This window comes from Rhodococcus sp. 14-1411-2a (genome assembly GCF_002259485.1).
Classification (GTDB): domain Bacteria; phylum Actinomycetota; class Actinomycetes; order Mycobacteriales; family Mycobacteriaceae; genus Rhodococcoides.
The window spans coordinates 258,263-277,571 of sequence record NZ_NPGA01000009.1 but is presented as its reverse complement, the minus strand read 5'-3'; the positions used below and the strand labels follow the sequence as shown (position 1 = coordinate 277,571).

The window sequence follows — 19,309 nt, the reverse complement described above, 5'->3', positions numbered from 1 at the left end:
TCACGCTGCTGGCAGTCCGAACGCAGCAGCAACGGTCTGCGCCCACAACTGCTCACCCGCAAGGTTCGGATGGAAACCGTCCTCGTTGAGCAGGGACGCAAGGTCAGGAGTTTGCATGTACGCGCCGTAGACGTCGATGACGGCGGTCGGCATGTTGTCGGCGGCAAACAAGGCTCGCTGAGACTCCACGACCTCGTTCTGCGATTGGGCCTTCTGATCCACCCGCGGGTTCTGAAGAACGACGATCGCGTCCCGGCCGTCCCCGGCAGCGGTGACGTTACGAACGATCCTGCGGACGTTGCCCGCACTGTTGGACGGCCCGTCGTTGTGCCCGTGACTGACGATGAGCAGGTCGGGCGCTTCGGGGACCAGCGCCCGGTAGTTGTCGATCGAGTACTGCGATGGCTTACCGGAGGCGGACCCGTTCCAGATGGTGACGACGGGTGCGCCACCGGGGCCTAGCTTCGTCTCGGTGACGTAACTGTCGGTGTCGATCGACCAGTCGTGGATGAGGACTCCCTTCCCGAGGCGGGCGAGTTGTTCACCGAGCATGTAGACCCACTCGTCCTTGCCGTTGCCGGTCGAGTCTCCGACGACGGCGATGGTCAAGTCCTCGGGAGCAAGAAGTCGTTGGCCGATGGCGGTCAGGTCAGGTTTGGTGATCGTCCGGTCGACCGTGGGCGGAGTGTAGGAGGACACGTAGTCGGACGTGTCGTCGCGAGTGAGAGCGCTGACGGCCGCGTACCCAGCGAGCGTCAGCGCGAGGACGACCGCTACGACCATGCCTACATTCCAATAGTCCCGGATCCACGCCGATCGTCCACTGCTGCTCTTGGCCATGCGCTGCATCATGCCGTACCGCCCGGTTCGGTCGCTCGCCAACCGCTCCCGCTACCCGCCCATAACACCAAGTGTATTTACACATGTAGGTACAGCCGGTAGGGTTCCAGGCATGGACGCAATCGATATCAAACCCGGACAGCCCTGGTACGCAGCTTTTCCCAGTGGGTACCGCTGCATCGCGGTGAAACGGATGAAGCCCAAGGTTGACGACACCTACGAGTGGGTCATCATCGGAAGCGATGGCCGGTCGACGATTGGAGACCTGCCCGAGGATCTCGAACTTCAGTCGGCAGTGCCGACGTCACGTTCGTCGGCACCGGCCCGCGCGATTCAGACGCCGAGTCGCAACTTCCGCATTCCCGACGCGGTCTACCAGCCAGCTCGGGACGTGGCCGCTGCGAACGGCGAGACGGTGACGGACGTTGTGGTTCGGAGTCTGATTCTGTACACCGAACGAGCGAATCCGCAGTCCATGTAGCCGCCCATAACGTCAAGTATCGAACCGCATTCAGGAAGCTTGTTTCGCGCATTTGAACCGCATAGGGCGACCTAAATCAGATCAACGGACTGCGGCACTTATCTTATTCGGGTCGAGAAGGGGCGTGACATCGACTGCCCCGTTTGAAAGGTCACCAGAATCTGCAACCGCAGTTTGCGTTATCTGACCGGCGTTCAACACTCCGGAACGTCGATGCTCACTGTCGGCTGATCCACCAGAGGCTGCACGGGCACCGTTGCCTCGCCGGGAGCCGAGGGCTCCTCGAGTTCCCACGTCACTGTCTGCGACTTGCCCGGCGGAATGGTGAGGTACGCAGCCTGCACCGGCCGGCCCAGCTCGGTGCCGGCCTGGATGGAGAATCCCGTGATGCCGTTGACCTTCATGGACGTGATCTTCGCGCCCTGAGTGCCGTACAGATAGACGATCGATTCGTTGGTGCCGTACTCCACATTCGGCTGGAATGTGCTTGCCACGTAGGGCGTCAGGCCGTTCGGATCCACGGTGTTAGTCAGCGTTGCCGTCACTGTCGACTTGCGGGTACCCGCTGTGCAGGATTCGGCCGCATACGTGATGTCGCGGGTCAGGTAGTAATCGAGCTTGTTGCCGCCGGCATTATTGACCACCACGTTGGCGTACGGGGCCGGGCTGTCCGGCAACACGTGACCCACCTTGGTGCCGGCCAGAATTGCCTGCTCGGCCGGGTCTGCGCTCCACACCGAGATGCGGCCCTCGCTGCCGGCGCGGCCCACCGCGTCGAGCAGAGACCTGGTGGGTGCCGCGCCCGTGGTCATCTTCTGCACCACTGCCGCCGCGATTTCCTGCAGGTATGCCTTGCGAGCCAACTGGTCGTCGCCGAACCTGGAATACGCTGTGCTGAGGGTTATTTCGACGACCTTGTCTGCGGTGATCTGCTCACCGTCGGCCAACGTGACGGGGCCGGTGGCACCGAGGATGTAGCTCAACGCGATCGGGTCGGTGGCGATGGCTCCGTTGAGCACCTCACCCGTCTGCTCCGTCCACATCGACGACCAGATCTGGCCGGCGTACGGAAAGTGCGGACTCGCATTCGAGTTGCGGAAATCGGTGGTGGTGTTTCGCGGGGCCCACAGCGCGTTGTAGTCGGGCCCCAGATCGATGGGCTGTTCCGCGAATTCGAGTTCGTTGTTGGCACCGAGAGTGTCGACCCGGGCTGTGCCGTTCTCGGCCCGAATGATGCCGTAGCCACCGAGCAACCCGCCGGTGCCCCGAGCCTCCGCGTTGGTCTGGAACGCGAGAAAGTAACTGCGCGGGCCGTTATCGCCGAGCATCGACGGCAGCAATTCACTGGCGATCCGGGTGTTGGTGAGCAGATTCGCGAGTTCGTGCGTCTGATCGATCAACGACGTGCGAGCCTCGTCCACCACGCCGAGGAAGGCGGGCTCGTCCACCTGCTGGGCCCGCTCGCTGAGCTCGTCGGCCGCTGCGGAGGTCTGCTCCAGTACCGGCTGGGCGTCCCGCAGTGCTGCGGTGTCCACCTTGCCGCCGCCCTCGACGAGGCTGCTCGGATTCAAGCTCGCGCCCGCAGCCGACGCCGGGGCGAGCACGTCCACGGACAATCCCTGCACCACGTCGCTGATCTGCGCTACCGATTTGAAGGGACTACCAAGATATGGAACGGCTTTGGCTATCGAAAACGGGATGGACGTCGTCGCCGAGACCGCATCGTCGGCGGATTCGGAGGCGCGAGCCGCTGCGGCCTCGGCCCCGGCCGAATCGCCGTCGAGCAATGCGTCCTTGGCCTGTGTGGCCGAGTCGCGAGTGGCGGTCAAACTCGACTGCGCCGAATAGGCCTCGTAACCGAGCCACACCACAAAAGCGATGACAATGACCAGAAATACCCCCACCGAGATGAGAATGGGCCGCTTTCTGCCCGATTTCCGACCCCGGGTATCGGTGGAACTGGTTGCCATCGTCGGTGGCCTCTCGGTTGAGGAAATGTATTCGAGTGCACAGCCTAAAGGGGAGTGGTCGATCTGGCGTACCTGTCTTCGATCCAGGTAGAGCATTCACAGTGTGTCGACTAGTTTGTAGTGGGCGATGAAAAGATCGACGTCGATGAGCGGTGCCGCCGGCCGAATCGAAGCCGTCAGGGTGCGGGCGTTGAGGAGGTCGGGGAGTGTCGCCAGAGGCGGACGATCGGTTCGAGGATGGCCGCTTCCCTCTGTCGGCTGCTCAGATGAACATCTACCTCGCTCAGCAGCTGGCCCCGGATGTGCCGTTCACCATTGCTCAATACGTCGAGATTCGCGGTGATATCGACCCGTCCGTGTTGATTCGCGCGACGGACATCGCCTGCCGACAGCTGGAATCGCCTGCAGTGCGGATCGGCGTGGACGACGGTCACCCGTACCAATGGTCGGACCTGCGCGTGCCGTACGCGATGATCTACCGCGATTTCACCGACCGCGAGCATCCCATCGACGATGCCCAGCGCTACATGGACGAGCAGTACCGGAAGCCGGTGGATCTGGTTCGCGACCAACTGATCGCCTCCGAAATCATCCAGGTGGGCGCTTGCCACTACTACTGGTACAGCCGGGCTCACCACATCGTGATGGACGGCCTCGGCGCAATCTCGGTGCAGGAGCGCACCGCAGCGGTGTACACCGCGTTGATCACGGGCACCGAGATCCCGAAGACCCGCGCCATCGGAGTGCGGGAGATCTACGACTACGAGGCCGCGTACCCCGACTCCTCCCGCTACGAGACCGACCGCCAGTACTGGCTCGGTCGCCTCGACGGCCACCTCGAAGCCCCCAGGCTGGCCGGCAGCCCACACGAACCGGCCGCTCCCAGCGGAGTGACGGTCAGCGTCGGTGCTGTGCTGGACGCCGACCTCACCGAAGCCGTTGCAGCAGTGGCACATCGGTGCAACTCCTCCGATGTCCCCGTTGTGCTCGCCACCTTCGCGCTCTATCTCGCGCGCATGACCGACACCGACGACGTCATGCTCAGCCTGCCGGTATCGGGCCGAGCGACCACCAAACTGCGGGAATCGTCCGGCATGATGTCCAACGTCGTGCCGCTGCGCATCGGCGTCGAACAAGGGGTCACCGTCGAAGAACTCCTTCGACGGATTCAGGTGGAACTCACCGGTGCACTTCGCCATCAGCGATTCCGCGTCGAGGACATGCAGCGGGCCACCGGCGACGGTACCGGCAGTGCCGCAGCCGGACGCGGGGTTTTCGGTCCCACGGTCAACATCATGATGTACAACAGCACAATTCGGCTCGGCGACGTGATCGGCGAATACCGCGTGCTCTCGAGCGGTCCCATCGACGACATGATGGTCAACGTCTACCCCGGTGTCGCCGGCACCAGCACCCGCGTCGACTTCCTCGGTAACCCCGCGCTCTACAGCACCGACGAGCTCGCAGCCCACCACCGACGCTTCCTGGCGCTACTGGGCGAGGTGGTCCACGCCCCCGAGGGACTCGCGGTGTCCGAGCTCGACGTCCTCCATGCCGAGGAGAAGACAGCGCTGCTCGACGGGCACTCCACGGCGACCGTCGCCCCCGCACTGCTGCCGTCGTTGCTGACGACCGGCGCGGTGGTGCGTGCCACCGGAGTCGATCAATCCAGTGACGACTTCACCAGGGTCGCGGAACACATTGCTGCGCAACTCGTCTCGATCGGCGCAGGCCCGGAGAAGCGAATCGCCGTCGCGATCGAACGCTCCTACGAATCATTGCTGGCGTCGTGGTCGGTCTCGATCTCGGGCGCCTCGTTCGTTCCACTCGACCCCGCCGAGCCCGCCCAGCGGCTGGCTGCAGTGCTCGCCGATGCGCACGTGGAATTCGGCATCACGACTCGTGCCGGTGTGGACCACCTTCCGAGCACTGTCCGATGGTTCGTCCTCGAGGACCTGCTCGACGCCGACCCGGTCGCGTTCACGCCGCCGACCCTGCACGTCGACAACGAGGCCTACGTCATCCACACCTCGGGGTCGACGGGAAAACCCAAGGCCGTCAGCGTCACTCACCGCGGACTCGCGCAACTCGCAGCCAACGTCGTCGACCGATATGCCGTCACCCCCGACTCGCGCGTACTGCAGGCGGCGTCGCCGGTCTTCGACGCATCCATCCAGGAGCTACTTGCCGCATTCGCTGCCGGTGCCACCCTGGTGATCGCCCCAGCCGACGTCTACGCCGGTCCTGCCCTCGCCGGCGTGTTGGACCGCGAGAAGATCACGCATCTGATCACCTCGCCCACCGTGCTGGCGACTCTGGACCCGGACGACCTCAGCTCCATCGACGTCTTCGACGTCGGGGGCGAGGAGTGCCCACCCGCGTTGCGGGACAGGTTCGTCTCCGCCGATCGAACGATGCGCAACGCCTACGGGCCGACCGAGGCGACGGTGTTGGCCACGTTGTCCGACCCGATGCGCGCCGCCGAACGGGTGACGATCGGTGCGCCGCTACCGGGTATTCGCGCGTTGGTGCTCGACGCGCACCTGCGGCCCACGCCGTACGGAGGCGTCGGCGAGCTCTATCTCGGTGGAGACGGACTCGCCCGCGGTTACAGCGGTCAGCCGGGCGTGACGTCGACGCGGTTCGTCGCAGACCCCGGGACAGCCGGAGCTCGGCTGTACCGCACGGGAGACATCGTCCGTCGGTCGTTCGACGGGTCCACGATGGAGTACCTCGGCCGCAGTGATCAGCAGATCCAGCTGCACGGGCGTCGTCTCGAACTCGGCGAGGTGGAGTCCGCGGCCACCACGTGTGCGGGAGTGACCGCGGCCGTGGCCGTCGTGCGCGACAACCGACTCGTTCTGTACGTCACCGGTGCCTCGGCGGAGCTGGACGGTCGCCTGCGGAACCGTCTGCCCGCCTGGATGGTTCCCAGCACCGTCGTGGTTCTCGATGCGCTACCCATGACCGCGAGCGGCAAGGTCGACCGTCGTGCGTTGCCGGCCCCCACCGCATTCGTCGATACCGAATACGTTGCGCCGCAGACCGATACCGAACGCACCGTGGCGGGAGCCTTCGCCGACGTCCTCGGTGTCGAGAAGGTGGGGCGCGAGCACTCGTTCTTCGAGCTCGGCGGTGACTCGCTCAGCGCTACCCGCGTTCTCGCACGCCTCGGTTCCGCAATCTCGTTGACCGTACTGTTCGCCGATCCCACAGTCCGCGCAGTCGCGGCGGCCATCGACGCGTCGTCTGTTTCCGAGCCGTCACTCGAACTACTCGATACCGTTGTGCCGGGGCGTATCCCGCTGTCGTACGCGCAGCAGCGGCTGTGGTTCCTCAACCAGTTCGATCCCGCATCGCCCGCGTACAACATGCCCGTGGCAGTGCGAGTCGGAGCCGGTGACGATCCCGCGATGGTTCTGACGGCTCTGCGCGACGTCATCGAGCGACACGAAGCCCTGCGCACCTACTACCCGGCCGATGACGACGGTCCGCGGCAGGTGGTGCGGCCCACCGATACCGTCCTCGTCGAGGTACCCGAGCGCACCGTCTCCGAGCGGGATCTGGACTCCGCTGTCGCAGTGGTCGCGACCGAGGGCTTCGATGTGTCGGCCGAGGTACCCATCCGCGCAACGCTTCTGAACGTGCAGGAATCCGGCGACACCGTGGTCGTGGTGGTGGTGGTGCACCACATTTCGATGGACGGGTGGTCGGTCGACCCGCTCGTACGCGACTTCGCTTTCGCCCACGCCTCTCGGGCAGCGGGTCACGCGCCCACCTGGCCGCGTCTGCGCGCGCAGTACGGTCAGTACGCGGTGTGGAACCGGGCAGTGGTGGATTCGGTTGCCGACGAACAGCTCTCGTACTGGTCGTCAATTCTGGGTGATACCGACTTCGCAGCGGCGGAGCTACCTGCGGACTTCCCCAGGCCTGCGGTGCAATCGATGAGAACGGATGCAGTTCCGTTCGAGATCGGATCGCAGTTGCACTCGGGCATTCGTGAGCTCGCCCGACGGACGAACTCGACCACGTTCATGGTCGTCCACGCCGCAGTGGCCGCGGCCCTGAGCCGCTTCGGAACCTCGAATCGGGTGGTTGTCGGGTCTCCGACGGCCGGGCGTGGACACGAAGCGCTCGACGAGATGGTGGGGATGTTCGTCGGAACCCTGCCTCTCGCAGTCACTGTGGACCCGTCGGACAGTTTCACGTCCCTGCTCGATGTAGTCCGCACGGCAGATCTCGATGCCTTCTCGCATTCCGACGTCCCGTTCGAGCGCATCGTCGACGCCCTGGCGACCGATCGATCCCTCGACCGGCATCCGTTGTTCCAGGTGATGTTGGCATTCGACAATGCGCCGCACCGATCGGTCGAGTACCTGCCCGTCTCGGTGCTCGAGATACCCACCCGCACCTCGGAATTCGATCTGACGCTCGTGCTTGCGGACGAACAGTGTGATTCGGCATCGTCGACCGGCCAGATCGAGTACGCGGTGGACCTCTATCAGCGGGCCACCGTCGAACAATTCGCGTCGGTGATTCTGGCTTTTTTGAACGCAGCGGTCGCCAACCCGGCCTTTGTCGTCGGTGATCTTGCGCTTGCCGACACGCCGGCTCTGCCGTCGTCGATGATCGACGGCACGCTGCTGGATGTGTTGAGCGGTGGCACAGTCATGTCCGGTGCTGTTGCTGTCGACGGACTGGAATCGATGACGTACACCGAGCTCGATTCTCGCTCGAACCGGATCGCACGGCTGCTTATCGCACATGGCGTCGGGCCGGAAACTCTTGTGGCCCTGTCTCTCGAACGCTCGGCCGAATACATCGTCGCGCTGTGGGCCGTGGTGAAGGCGGGCGGCGTGTTCGTGCCCGTGGACCCGCGTTACCCGGCCGCTCGCCGCGAACAGATGCTGGGGCACATCGAGATCGGCTTCGGCGGGCTCGAGTCGACAGTGCACTGGCTCGACGAGACGCAGGCCCACCAGTTCAGCGACCTGGCCCTGACGGATGCGGATCGCCTGGCAGCGCTGCAACCTGCGCACCCCGCCTACGTGATTCACACGTCGGGTTCGACGGGAACGCCCAAGCCCGTGGTGGTGACGCATCAGGGTGTGTATGCGCTTGCGCAGCAGGTCATTCCGCGGTACGGCGTGACCTCGAGTTCGCGCGTGCTCCACGGCTACTCGGTCAACTTCGATGCCGCTGTTCTCGAACTCGTCCTTGCTTTCGGGGCCGGGGCGACCATGGTGATCGCGCCGCCGGACCTACTCGGCGGGGACGAGATGTCGGCCTTCCTCACTGCGCATCGCGTCACCCACTACCTGTCCACACCCGCGGTGCTCGCCACCGTGCCGCCGACCCCCGGGATCGAGACCGTCGCCGTCGGCGGTGACGTGCTGGGCACCGGTGTCGTCGACGACTGGTCGGCCGGGCGGTCGATGCTGAACGCCTACGGTCCCAGTGAGGCGACGGTGGTGGCCACGCTGGCCGAGTCGCTTCGTGCCGGTGAACCGGTCACCATCGGTCGGCCGCTGGCGCATGTGGGAGCGCTCGTGCTCGACGACCGGTTGCATCCGGTGCCACTCGGAGGCGTCGGGGAGCTGTACCTCGCAGGCTCGAGCGTGGCTCGCGGCTACCACGCGGACCCGGCGTCGACCGCCGCGCGCTTTCTCGCGGCACCCGGCGGCACGCGGATGTACCGGTCCGGAGACCTCGTTCGGCAGCAGCCGTCGGGAATGCTCGATTTCCGCGGGCGCCGGGACGACCAGGTCCAGATCAACAGTGTGCGCGTCGAACTGGGGGAGATCGAGAGTGCACTGACGGCGCACCCCGATGTCGGTGGAGTGGTGACAGCGGTACGTGAGAACAGAATTCACGCCTGGGTGGTGGGCCTCGATGGCCAGGACGCTGCCCAGTGGCTGCTGGACCGGCTGCCGTTGTCGATGCAGCCGGCGGTCATCACCCGGATCGACGGTATTCCGCTGACCGGCAACGGCAAAGTGGATTTCACCGCCCTGTACTCGGAGGCGCTTACCGGCGGCGATCCGGCGGTGGCGCGCACGTTGGCGCAGGAGGTGGTGCTCGGAATCTTCGCCGACCTGCTGGGCATCGAGAATCCTGCCGTCGACGACAATTTCTTCGTCCTCGGCGGGGACTCCCTCGTCGCGACGCGTGCGGCAACCCGCATCAGTGCGGCGCTCGGTACCCATGTTCCGGTGCGGACCGTCTTCGAATCTCCCACCGCGCAGCAGCTCGCGTCGGCGATCGAGTTGTTGTCCGAGAACTACACTCCGCTACCCGCTCTGGTCCACGATCCGGGCGCGCGGTCGTACCCCGGTCTTGCGTCGGCCGAACGCCGAATCTGGCTGCAGAATCGATACGACCCGACATCGGCCGCGTACAACATCGCTGTCGAGGTACCGCTTCCGGCGGATCTGGAGCTCGATGTTCTGCGCGCCGCGATAGCCGATGTGCTGGAACGTCATACACCGCTGCGCACGGTGTACCCGTCGACCGCGAACGGTCCCGTCACCGTTGTTCTCGACCCGCAGATCGTGCTGTCGACGTTGGACGATGCTCACGCAGGGCACGATGCTCTGGCCCTGCACGGCTTCGATCTGACCCTCGAAGCACCGCTACGCCTCGGCCTACTGGACCGAGGCGGCGAGCGGGTGCTGTCCGTTGTTGCACACCACATCGCGGTCGACGGGCTCTCACTTCGTCCGCTGGCCCGAGATGTCGAGACCGCCCTGCTGGCCCGAATAGCCGGATCGACACCGCAATTCGGCTCTCTCAGCGTCGACTACTCGGATTACCGAGTGTGGCAGCGCACTGTGCTCGACGCCGTGGCGTCGGACCAGCTCGAGTTCTGGCGAAACACCCTGGCCGGCGTGCCGGAGTTCCTCGACCTGCCGACCGGAACCCCTGATCCCTCGGCCGATGCGACGGCCGTGGAGTTCACCGTCGGTCCGGACACCCTCACGCTGCTGCGTTCGCTCGCGCATCGTGTGGGCGCAACGGTATTCGTCGTGGTCCACGCAGCGCTGGCCGCCGTGCTCGCAGAAGCCAGTGGTACCCAGGACATCGCCATCGGGACCCCGGTGGGTGGCCGAACCGACCCGGCACTCGATCACCTCGTCGGCATGTTCGTCGGTACCGTCGTGCTCAGGACGGAAGTCGATCCGTCGACGACGTTCGAGGACTTCGTCACCGCGGTCCGCGACCGGGATCTCGATGCATTCGCGAACTCGGACGTCCCGTTCGAGCAGGTGGTGGACGCGGTGCAGCCCACGCGCGCCGTCGATACCCATCCGCTGTTCCAGGTTCTCCTGGCCTTCGGTGACACGGCAACTCCGACAATCGAACTGGGGTCGACGTCGATCACCCCGCATCGCGTGGACATCACGGACACGCAGTTCGACCTCGAGGTCCTGGTCGACGAGTCCGAGGCCGGACTGATCGGCCATCTCGGATACTCGCCCGCACGGTTCTCGCGATCGGTGATTCTCGGACTCGCCGAGCGCCTGACCGAGGTGTTGACGATGGTCTCCACGCGGCCGAACATTCGGCTGGGCAGCGCGGAGTTCGGGCACGTCCCATCGGCCGTTACCTCGCACCACGACAGCGCCCCCGGACTCACACTGGCGACAGTGTTTCAGCAGGCAGTGCAGAGTTGGCCCGACAATGTCGCGGTGATCGAGGGCTCGCGATCGCTGACCTACCGCGAGGTGGACCGACAGTCGAATGCACTGGCAGACAAATTGATCCGCGTAGGTGCTCGGCCAGATGTGCTGGTGGCGATTGCCTATCCTCGCTCCGTCGACTACCTCGTCGCGATCTGGGCCGTGGCCAAGACCGGTGCCGGCTTCCTGTCCATCGACCCGTCTCAACCCGTGGCCCGGGTGCAGGAGATCCTCGAGCGCGCTGCCCCGGTCACGGGAATCTCGGCAGCCGACTTCCATTCGGCCGGTGCCGACTGGATGAGCGTCACCGGCGACGAGCTCGATCGTGTCGATGGTCGCGAGGCACCTCACGACAGTGTGGCGTACGTCGTCTACACCTCCGGTTCCACCGGGGTGCCCAAGGGTGTGCGGGTGACGCACCGCGGCATCGCGAATCTGGTGCAGAGCCAACGAGATCTCTTCGGAGTGGAGCCGGGATCGCGGGTACTCCAGTTCGCATCGCCCAGTTTCGACGCGTCGATCTTCGAGACACTGATGGCCGTCGGTGCGGGAGCCAGCACGGTGATCGTTCCGCCCGAGGTGCACGGAGGACGCGAGCTCGAATCGCTCATCGAGCAACACCAGGTGACCCACGCGTGCCTCACGCCGACCGTCCTCCAGGTGACCGACGCGGAAGCCGTGCCGTCGCTCCGAGTGATCGTCATGGCAGGTGAAGCTGCCAATTCTGCACTGCTGCAACGATGGTCGCGTCGATGCTCGGTGTTCAACGCCTACGGCCCCACCGAGGGGACCGTCATGAGTACCTGCACCACGGACCAGCGTGAGTGGGGCCCGGCGGTGCCGGTGACCATCGGTGGACCGGTTCGCGGCTTCGACGCAGTGGTACTCGATGCCCGTTTACGCCCGGTGGGCAACAACGTCGTCGGGGAGCTCTACCTGGGCGGGGCCGGCCTCGCCGAAGGGTATCTGGGACAGAGCGGAACGACGGCGAGTAGCTTCGTTGCCGATCCGTTCGGTGACGGTCGGCTCTACCGGACAGGCGATCTGGTGCGCTGGGTTGTTCAAAGCAGCGTTGTTCGGGGTAGCGATCGTGAACTCGAATATCTGGGTCGGATCGATTCGCAGGTCAAGGTTCGCGGCCATCGCGTCGAGCTGTCCGAGGTGGAAGCGGCACTGCTGCGTCACCGAGATGTGCGTCAGGCCAGCGTGATCGGTCGTGGACAGTCGCTCGCTGCCTACGTGGTGGGCGGCATCGAACCGCGGGAGGCCCGCGAGTTCCTGGCCAGGACACTGCCGGCGTACATGGTGCCCAGTACCGTCACCGTCGTCGATGCACTGCCGATGACGTTGTCCGGCAAAGTCGATGCGAGCACGTTGCCCGAGCCCTCGATCGTGTCGACCGAACGGCGTGCCCCGGTCTCCGCGAACGAAGTACTGGTACATGCCGTGTTCTCCGACGTCCTGCAGGTGGCCGGCGAGGGCATCGGTGTGGACGACAATTTCTTCGATCTCGGTGGGCACTCCCTCTCGGCGGTGCAGGTAATGGATGCGCTGGGGGACCGGCTCGACCGTCGGCTTCCGATCAGTCTGCTGCTGGTACATCCGACGATCTCGGCCCTGGCAGCACAACTCGACGCGGGCGATCACGGTGCGGACGGTGCCTTCGAGGTGGTGCTTCCGTTGCGAACCGAGGGGGTGGGCGCACCGCTGTTCTGTGTGCACCCGGCCATCGGAATCGCGTGGAGCTACCTCTCGCTGCTCGGGGAGACCGAACGTCCGCTGTACGGGCTTCAGGTGCCCGGCATCGCCGACGACGACGCTGCGCCGACCTCGATCGAGGAGTTCGCGGAGAGATACGTGCGCGGGATCCGGAGCGTTCAGTCGCACGGTCCGTACCACCTGCTCGGATGGTCGCTCGGTGGGGTGATCGCGCATGCTGTTGCGACGCAACTGCAGTCGGAAGGTGAGGACGTCGCGCTGTTGGCGCTCGTCGACGCGCAGCTCTCGGCACCGGAGGGCGCCGCAGAGTTCGGCATCGACGATCTTGCTCGTCAGCTCGGGGTCGAGGGTGACTCGTTCGAGACCATCGTGGATCGATTGCGCGAGAACATAAGTGAACTGGCGTTTCTCACCGTGGATCATCTGCGGCGAATGTATCGTCCCGTCGCGGAGGCTCCCACCTGGGTGGCGTCGTACGCGCCTGCGGTGTTCGCGGGGCCGGTGCACTACTTCGCCGCTCGCGGCTCGCACGGTGCGGAGCAGTGGACGCAGTTCGTGGGCGGGCGGATGTCGATTCACCGGGTCGATGTGGAACACGAAGACATGCTGGGCGAGTTCGGTGCCCGTGCACTAGGCCGAGTGATCGGCACCGCAGCTGTGGGGAAAGGTGTGGCGTGATGAGCGAACAATTGGAGCCGTACGTCGATGACGTGCGAGCGCACTACGACCTCTCGGACGAGTTCTTCGCGCTGTTCCTCGACCCGAGTATGACGTACAGCTGCGCCTATTTCGAGCGTGAGGACATGACGCTGGAGGAGGCGCAGACGGCCAAGATCGACCTCGCCCTCGGCAAGCTGGACCTGAAGCCGGGGATGACGCTGCTCGACATCGGCTGTGGCTGGGGAGCTCTCGCCAAGCGGGCGGTCGAGAAGTACGACGTCAATGTCATCGGTCTGACGTTGAGCCGAAATCAGTACGAGCACGGACGCACCGTCGTTGCCGACCTGTCGACCGACCGCACCGTCGACATCCGGTTGCAGGGGTGGGAGGAGTTCGACGAGCCCGTCGACCGGATCGTCAGCATCGGCGCGTTCGAGCATTTCAGACGTAACCGATACTCGGCATTCTTCGCGAAGTGCCGCTCGGTAGTTCCCGCCGACGGACGAATGTTGTTGCACACCATCGTCATCACGCCACCCGATCCGGTTTCCGGTGGTGGCGGACTCACCCGTGAGGATGCACATTTCTCGCGCTTCATCCTGCGCGACATCTTTCCCGGCGGACAGTTGACGCTCGTCAAGGTGATCAAGGCGAAAGCCGCCGACGCCGGATTCGAGTTGCTGCGGGAGCATCCTCTGAGGTTGCACTACGCGAGGACACTCGATACCTGGGCCGAGAAACTGATCGCATCTCGCGACGAGGCCATTGCCGTGTCCTCGGAGGCGACGTACGACAAATATGTCCAGTACCTCACCGGCTCGTCGGCGCGATTCAAGAGTTCACGCATCGACGTCGTGCAATTCACGCTGGCAGCTGCAGACATACCCGAGAAGTGACAAGGATGCCCACCATGATGAAAGCTCGACTCGGTTGTGTCAGTGGACTGTTCGCTGCCGCCGTCCTGGCCGTCAGCGCGATGGCTCCCGGAACCGCTGCTGCTGCACCTCTTCCGGTCGTCGGACCCGGTAGTGGTTTCGTCACCACCGGAGGCATCGACGACCTCACCGCCTGCTCCATCGCCGCCGTCGGATACGACGACGCCGGCCGACTCGTCGCCCTGACCGCAGGCCACTGCATTCTGCGTACGGGTCTGCCCGTCACCCTCGTCGGATCGCCTGCGGCCCCGGTCGGCACGACGGCCGTCGGGCATTGGGGACCCGATTACGGCGTCATCGTCCTCGATCCCACCAAGGTCACGCCCGTGTCCAGTCTGGGCGGAGTCACCGTGACGGACATCGGGACCGGATCGGTGGGGCAGCCGGTCTGCAAAAGCGGCGTCGGCAGCGGACTGACGTGCGGCACGATCGTGGAGAACCGGGGCGGGGACCTGATGTCCGATGCCGTCACCGTCTGGGCAGACTCGGGTGCACCGCTGGTGGCAGGCACGACGCTCGTCGGAATCGCCAGCCATTCCTCGGGCGTTCCGTTGCTCAGTCCCACCGCCTACGCATCGGCGTCGGAATCGATGCGTTTGCTGAGCGCATCGGGGGCACCGGGTGCGGGCTTCCGACCGGTGGGAAGCTGATGCAGCCTGACCGCGCACAGTGAACAAGCACAGCTTCGGACACATCATCAGGGCGGGATGGCGAATCGTCGCGGTGTGCGTCGTCGTATCCGTATCTGCGGCCTTCGGTATCAGCTTGCTGGTGACCCCGGTGTACGAATCGCGGGCTCAGATGTTCGTCTCCACACCGAATCAGACATTCAGACAAGATGAGTACAGGACGGACCTGTTTTCGCAGCAGCGAATCGCGGCGTATGCGGAACTGGTGAAGGGCAATCTGCTCGCATCGACAGTTGTTGCCGACCTCGGACTCGATCTCAGTCCGGCGGAGCTGGCCCAGAAGGTGACAGTGTCGTATTCCGCAGACAACGTCGTGTTCGACATCGTCGCCACCGACAGTTCTCCGGAGCTTGCACACGACATCGCCAACACCATGGCTATCGACTTGAGTGCGGTGGTCGCAGAGCTGGAGACTCCGGAAGACGGTGGGACTCCCGCGGCGGCGGTCGGGATACGCAACCAGCCCGAGATCCCGTCTGCTCCGATCCGGCCGAACACCCCGACGTACCTGGCGTGGGGTGCTGCAGTGGGGGTGCTGATCGGAATTGCTGCGGTGCTCGTCCGTCACCGCTCGCGCGGGACTGCGCAGTAGGTCCGAACTACACCCGATCCATTCCCGCCTTGTGGGTCGGGTCGATGAGGAACAGGCTGCTGCCGTCCAATCCGTCTCTGCGGTGGATGTTTCCGCGCAATCCGGCTTCGACCAGTCGTACCGCTATTTCGTAGATGTCTTCGAGGCGATCGTCGGTGAGATCGGGCCTGATCGCCAGATGGATTTCGTCGCCGATGTGCCGCAGTACCGCTTGGAAGCTCGGGCTCACCGCGCTGTAGAGCTCCTCGCACTGGACCACCAACGCGTCGGACATGACGAAGTCGTCCTCGGCCCCGAGCAGCGGCATCACACCGAAGTCCTCGAGCAGATCGATCAGCTGCACGGCACTACGGCCGGCTGCCGTCGAGCGGTCTGCCTGTACACCGGATTCCACTTCCTTCGTCGTGAAGATCAGTGTCGCCTCGGCGCTGGGATCGAGCAGACCCAGATCGGCGCGCATCGCCTTCAGCAGCAACGAGTGCATTCTGGTGATGTACGCATGCTCGCTCTGCAGACGTTCGTGTGCCGGAGCGGGGATTCCGGTTTCGGGAGCCAGCGGGGCGAACACCCGACGATCGATGCCCGTGGACAACTCGAGCGCCAATGGATGAACGCGCCTGCGTGCGACCACCAAAGCGGCGGTGAGCGCCAGATTCAGTTGGTCGTAGGCCTTGTCCAATGCACGCGTCGCAGCCTTCAGATCACCGACTGGAGTCGAGACCACCGCCGCCGAAATCTCCTCGGCCACAACCCGATCGACGTTGGACAGCGCAAAAAGTAGTTCCTGGTATCGCGCGGTCACCTGGTCGCGGTTCCACGAGTCGTTGTCGCTGGACTGACGCACCTGACGATCGACGGCTGTGTGCAACGCCGCCAACTCCCGCGACATCACCTCCTCCTTCGCGCCGACGCGTCGAACACTCAGCGCAGCCAACGCGGCACCGAGCGCAGCGATGACGACGAGAATCAAGGTCCACACCGCAATCGCGGTCACACCGGACTCGGTAGCAGCTACGACGCTGGTAGTCATGGGCACATCATGCACGAATGTGTTACATATCGTTCTTCTTTCGCCGCTCTAACTGCCAGGTAATTGTGGGTGCGGTTACCGCCATTCGGATTCAGCCGAGCGCGGTGTGGATAGCACCGATCTCCGTCGCCGTCGCCGAACTAGCGGCTTTCGGCTGTGGTTGTGCCGCGATGCGACGCGGATCGTCCTGGGGGAGTGAGTCGATGAGAATGCGCCGGGGATGCGAGGAGGGGCCGGTGATGAGGTATTTCTGACCGGGGCGCACGCGGGCTGCTTCGGCGAGGACCTGCTCCGATGGGGGTTCGGTGTCACGCAGTTCGTTGGTGTCACGCAGTGCGTCGCTGACGATGCGGCGGGGGTCGTATTGCCGCAGGTTCATCGATTCCCATTCCGAGCGTCGGAGCGGAACGCCCATGTCTGCTTCGGCCGCGGTGCGGGTGGTGTCGACGAAGTGACGCATGCTGCGCACGGCGCGGGTGAGTTGGTGCGCGTATCCGGGGAGGCGTTGGGGGCCCAGGACGAACCCGGCGATGATCGCGACCAGGAACAGTTTCTCGAAGGTCAAGCCGAACATGAGGAGAGCTCCGGTTTCGGTGGTGTGAGGGCGCGTCTGTCGTGTACCTCGGTGATCACGATTGCTGCGCCGAACAGCGTGGCCATGGGAACCGCGACCAGGAACATCGACAGGACATCGGCGGCGGGCGTGACCAGTGCACTGAACAGGGCGATGGCGACGACGCTGATTCGCCAGCTGCTGCGTAGCCTGCGCGCGGACAGGATGCCGAGGCAGTTCAGCATCACCAGCAGGGCCGGAAGGACGAAGGCGATGCCTGTGGCCAGGACGATCTTCATGACGAAGTCGACGTAGTACGAGGCGTTGAGGATGGTGCTGTCCTGGTCGGAGGAGAACCCGGCGAGGACGCTGACCATGCGCGGGAAGATGGCGAACCCGAACACGCAGCCGGCGACGAACAGTGGAGCTGCGGCCGCGGAGAATCCGTAGACATATTTCTTTTCCCGACGCGTCATGCCGGGGGTGAGGTAGGCGAACAGCTCACGCAGCCACACCGGAGACGACACGATGACGCCGGTGAACAGGGCGATCTTCAGTTCGAGATCGAAAGCGCCGGTGACGGTTTCGAAGTTGAGGCTGGCCTGGCGGGTGAGGGCGAGTTCTTCGACGGGTGCGCGCAGGATGTCGAGGATCTGATCGGAGAGCGCGAATCCGATCGCGATGCCGACGAGCAGCGACACCGCCGCGCGAATCGCGCGGCGACGTGCCTCGCGTGCATGCGCCGCAAGCGGCATCACTCCCCGCGCGGCGGTGGCTGTGGTCACGAGGTGTGTCGGTACGGAACCGGCGTGGACGCAGCGTCGGCGAACACCGGAGCGGTCGTGTCGTCACGCGTTGTGGGCTTCTTCTCCTCGCGCACTTCGTCTTTCAGGATGCGCATCGACTGGCCGACGCCTTTCGCGAGGGACGGGAGCTTGGTGGAGCCGAAGACGAGCAGCAGGATGGCGAGAACGATGAGGGCATGCCAGCCGGTGAGGTTGTGCAACATGGTGATTCCTTCGTGGGTGTGAGGTGGGGGTGATCAGTTGGTGGGTGCGGAGCCGGCATTCGGCGGACCACCGGCCGGGGGAGTGCCGCCGCCCATCGGGGACTGTCCGCCTCCGCCTCCGGATGGGGCTGCGCCGGCGGTGGGTTCGGTGGTGGTGTCGATGGCAACGGCCAGTGATCCGACGTAGCCGGCGGTGGAGTCGCCCGAGAACGACCCCATCTGCAACTCGTAGCCGTCGCCGAACACGTTGTCGTTGTCGATGCTGCCGAGCTGGGCGAGGTTCTGCGCCGATGACGGGTAGGTGTCGAGCTGGTAGATCGCGTCGAGCATGTCCTGAGGGAATGCGATCTGCGAAGTGGCGATGGCGTTGTCTGCGGTGGTCGCCGATGCGGCGTCGGGATAGACCTCGAAATGGATGTGGGTCCAGCGGCCGCTGTAGCAACCGGGGACGATCGTGTCGAAGGTGACGGTGCCGTTGGCGTCGGCGGCCTGGATGCCGCGCAGGTACGTCTCGTCCTCGACCCCCTCGGAATACATCGAATACAGCCCTGCCGCATCGCATTGCCACAGGTACACGGCGGCGTTCTCGAAGGGGCGATTGTCGTTCGCCATGTCGGTGAGGGTGAAATTCAGCGACAGGGGCACTCCGCTGACCGTGGTGCCGCCGTCGAGGCTGGAGGTGATGTCGCGGCGAACGATTCCCGATTCTTCGAGCACATTGACGCCGTTCGAGCCGTCGGCAGGGTAAGGGCCGTTGGTTTCGTCGGGGATCTCGCTGGTTGCCGCGGTAGCTGTGCTCGACGCGGTTGCCGTTGTGACGGTGGCACTTCCAGAGTTCGACGTGCTCGAGCAAGCAGCCAACGCCACCGCGCCGGCTCCCGCGCCGACGATGCTCAGCACGCGGCGACGGGTGACCAGGGTGGTCATGTCGAACCTAGCGCCCTGGTCGACGACCTCCTCGGCGGGGCGATCGAGCAGCCGGCCCTCGTAAGCGGGTCCGGCAGAAGTGTTGGTGGGCTCCGGAATTCGGGCCATTGTGGGATCTCCTCTGAGATGGCATCGGTTGTTTTCGGTAGTGCCAATACTCTGGGACGTTCCGGTGAGGACGCTGAACCTCCGCTGCGAGGTTCCTGTGAGCGGTGTGGCCCGGAT

General features: G+C 64.8%; 12 protein-coding genes. 5 read left to right on the top strand and 7 right to left on the bottom strand.

The features are described 5' to 3' along the window. Complete coding sequence (locus tag CH291_RS06880) at window positions 1–840, bottom strand: SGNH/GDSL hydrolase family protein (protein ID WP_179276457.1); 840 nt, start codon at window positions 838–840, stop codon at window positions 1–3. Between the two features lie 193 nt (window positions 841–1,033). Here CH291_RS06880 and CH291_RS06875 point away from each other — a divergent pair, with 193 nt between their 5' ends. Then, window positions 1,034–1,321, top strand: coding sequence for a hypothetical protein (locus CH291_RS06875; RefSeq protein ID WP_218829014.1), 288 nt, complete (start codon window positions 1,034–1,036; stop codon window positions 1,319–1,321). Between the two features lie 194 nt (window positions 1,322–1,515). Here the strand turns inward: CH291_RS06875 and CH291_RS06870 are convergent, their stop codons facing one another. Then, on the bottom strand, window positions 1,516–3,291 hold the full coding sequence (locus tag CH291_RS06870; protein WP_094686993.1) for a DUF4012 domain-containing protein: 1,776 nt from the start codon (window positions 3,289–3,291) through the stop codon (window positions 1,516–1,518). 206 nt (window positions 3,292–3,497) lie between these two features. Here CH291_RS06870 and CH291_RS06865 point away from each other — a divergent pair, with 206 nt between their 5' ends. From CH291_RS06865 to CH291_RS06850, 4 genes are read left to right on the top strand one after another with little or no spacing between them, the layout of a single operon-like run. Then, on the top strand, window positions 3,498–13,367 hold the full coding sequence (locus CH291_RS06865) for a non-ribosomal peptide synthetase (RefSeq protein WP_094686992.1): 9,870 nt from the start codon (window positions 3,498–3,500) through the stop codon (window positions 13,365–13,367). Then, window positions 13,367–14,245 (top strand): cyclopropane mycolic acid synthase family methyltransferase, encoded by an 879-nt coding sequence (locus CH291_RS06860; protein WP_094686991.1) that lies wholly within the window; start codon window positions 13,367–13,369, stop codon window positions 14,243–14,245. The genes CH291_RS06865 and CH291_RS06860 overlap by 1 nt, the downstream gene beginning before the upstream one ends. 14 nt (window positions 14,246–14,259) lie before the next feature. Continuing rightward, entirely contained in the window at window positions 14,260–14,934 is a 675-nt protein-coding gene (locus tag CH291_RS06855) for a hypothetical protein (protein ID WP_094687143.1), read from the top strand. A 19-nt stretch (window positions 14,935–14,953) separates the two neighbouring features. Beyond that, window positions 14,954–15,565 carry a YveK family protein gene (locus CH291_RS06850; protein ID WP_094686990.1) on the top strand — a complete coding sequence of 204 codons (612 nt, stop codon included), beginning with the start codon at window positions 14,954–14,956 and terminating at the stop codon, window positions 15,563–15,565. Window positions 15,566–15,572: 7 nt separating this feature from the next. On the opposite strand, the gene CH291_RS06845 is transcribed toward CH291_RS06850, so the two are convergent. The 5 genes from CH291_RS06845 to CH291_RS06825 form a co-directional block, all read right to left on the bottom strand. Beyond that, window positions 15,573–16,595, bottom strand: a complete 1,023-nt coding sequence (locus tag CH291_RS06845; RefSeq protein ID WP_094686989.1) for a hypothetical protein — start codon at window positions 16,593–16,595, stop codon at window positions 15,573–15,575. Between the two features lie 91 nt (window positions 16,596–16,686). Further along, window positions 16,687–17,169: a preprotein translocase gene (locus tag CH291_RS06840; protein ID WP_256980754.1), complete on the bottom strand. Its 483-nt coding sequence runs from the start codon at window positions 17,167–17,169 to the stop codon at window positions 16,687–16,689. Then, window positions 17,157–17,933 carry a twin-arginine translocase subunit TatC gene (tatC, locus tag CH291_RS06835; RefSeq protein ID WP_255183115.1) on the bottom strand — a complete coding sequence of 259 codons (777 nt, stop codon included), beginning with the start codon at window positions 17,931–17,933 and terminating at the stop codon, window positions 17,157–17,159. Before tatC ends, CH291_RS06840 begins: the two co-directional genes overlap by 13 nt. Further along, a complete protein-coding gene (locus CH291_RS06830) occupies window positions 17,930–18,157 on the bottom strand; it encodes a twin-arginine translocase TatA/TatE family subunit (protein WP_094686988.1) in 228 nt (75 codons plus the stop codon). The genes tatC and CH291_RS06830 overlap by 4 nt, the downstream gene beginning before the upstream one ends. Before the next feature lie 33 nt (window positions 18,158–18,190). Continuing rightward, window positions 18,191–19,192 (bottom strand): intradiol ring-cleavage dioxygenase, encoded by a 1,002-nt coding sequence (locus CH291_RS06825; protein ID WP_094686987.1) that lies wholly within the window; start codon window positions 19,190–19,192, stop codon window positions 18,191–18,193. Window positions 19,193–19,309 lie beyond the last annotated feature (117 nt).

Excerpts from the sequence above, each read along its gene's own strand:
- CH291_RS06880 (WP_179276457.1), bottom strand. The coding sequence starts at position 840 with ATGGCCAAGAGCAGCAGTGGACGATCGGCGTGGATCCGGGACTATTGG.
- CH291_RS06875 (WP_218829014.1), top strand. The coding sequence starts at position 1,034 with ATGAAGCCCAAGGTTGACGACACCTACGAGTGGGTCATCATCGGAAGC.
- CH291_RS06870 (WP_094686993.1), bottom strand. The coding sequence starts at position 3,291 with ATGGCAACCAGTTCCACCGATACCCGGGGTCGGAAATCGGGCAGAAAG.
- CH291_RS06860 (WP_094686991.1), top strand. The coding sequence starts at position 13,367 with ATGAGCGAACAATTGGAGCCGTACGTCGATGACGTGCGAGCGCACTAC.
- CH291_RS06855 (WP_094687143.1), top strand. The coding sequence starts at position 14,260 with ATGATGAAAGCTCGACTCGGTTGTGTCAGTGGACTGTTCGCTGCCGCC.
- CH291_RS06845 (WP_094686989.1), bottom strand. The coding sequence starts at position 16,595 with ATGACTACCAGCGTCGTAGCTGCTACCGAGTCCGGTGTGACCGCGATT.
- CH291_RS06840 (WP_256980754.1), bottom strand. The coding sequence starts at position 17,169 with ATGTTCGGCTTGACCTTCGAGAAACTGTTCCTGGTCGCGATCATCGCC.
- CH291_RS06830 (WP_094686988.1), bottom strand. The coding sequence starts at position 18,157 with ATGTTGCACAACCTCACCGGCTGGCATGCCCTCATCGTTCTCGCCATC.
- CH291_RS06825 (WP_094686987.1), bottom strand. The coding sequence starts at position 19,192 with ATGGCCCGAATTCCGGAGCCCACCAACACTTCTGCCGGACCCGCTTAC.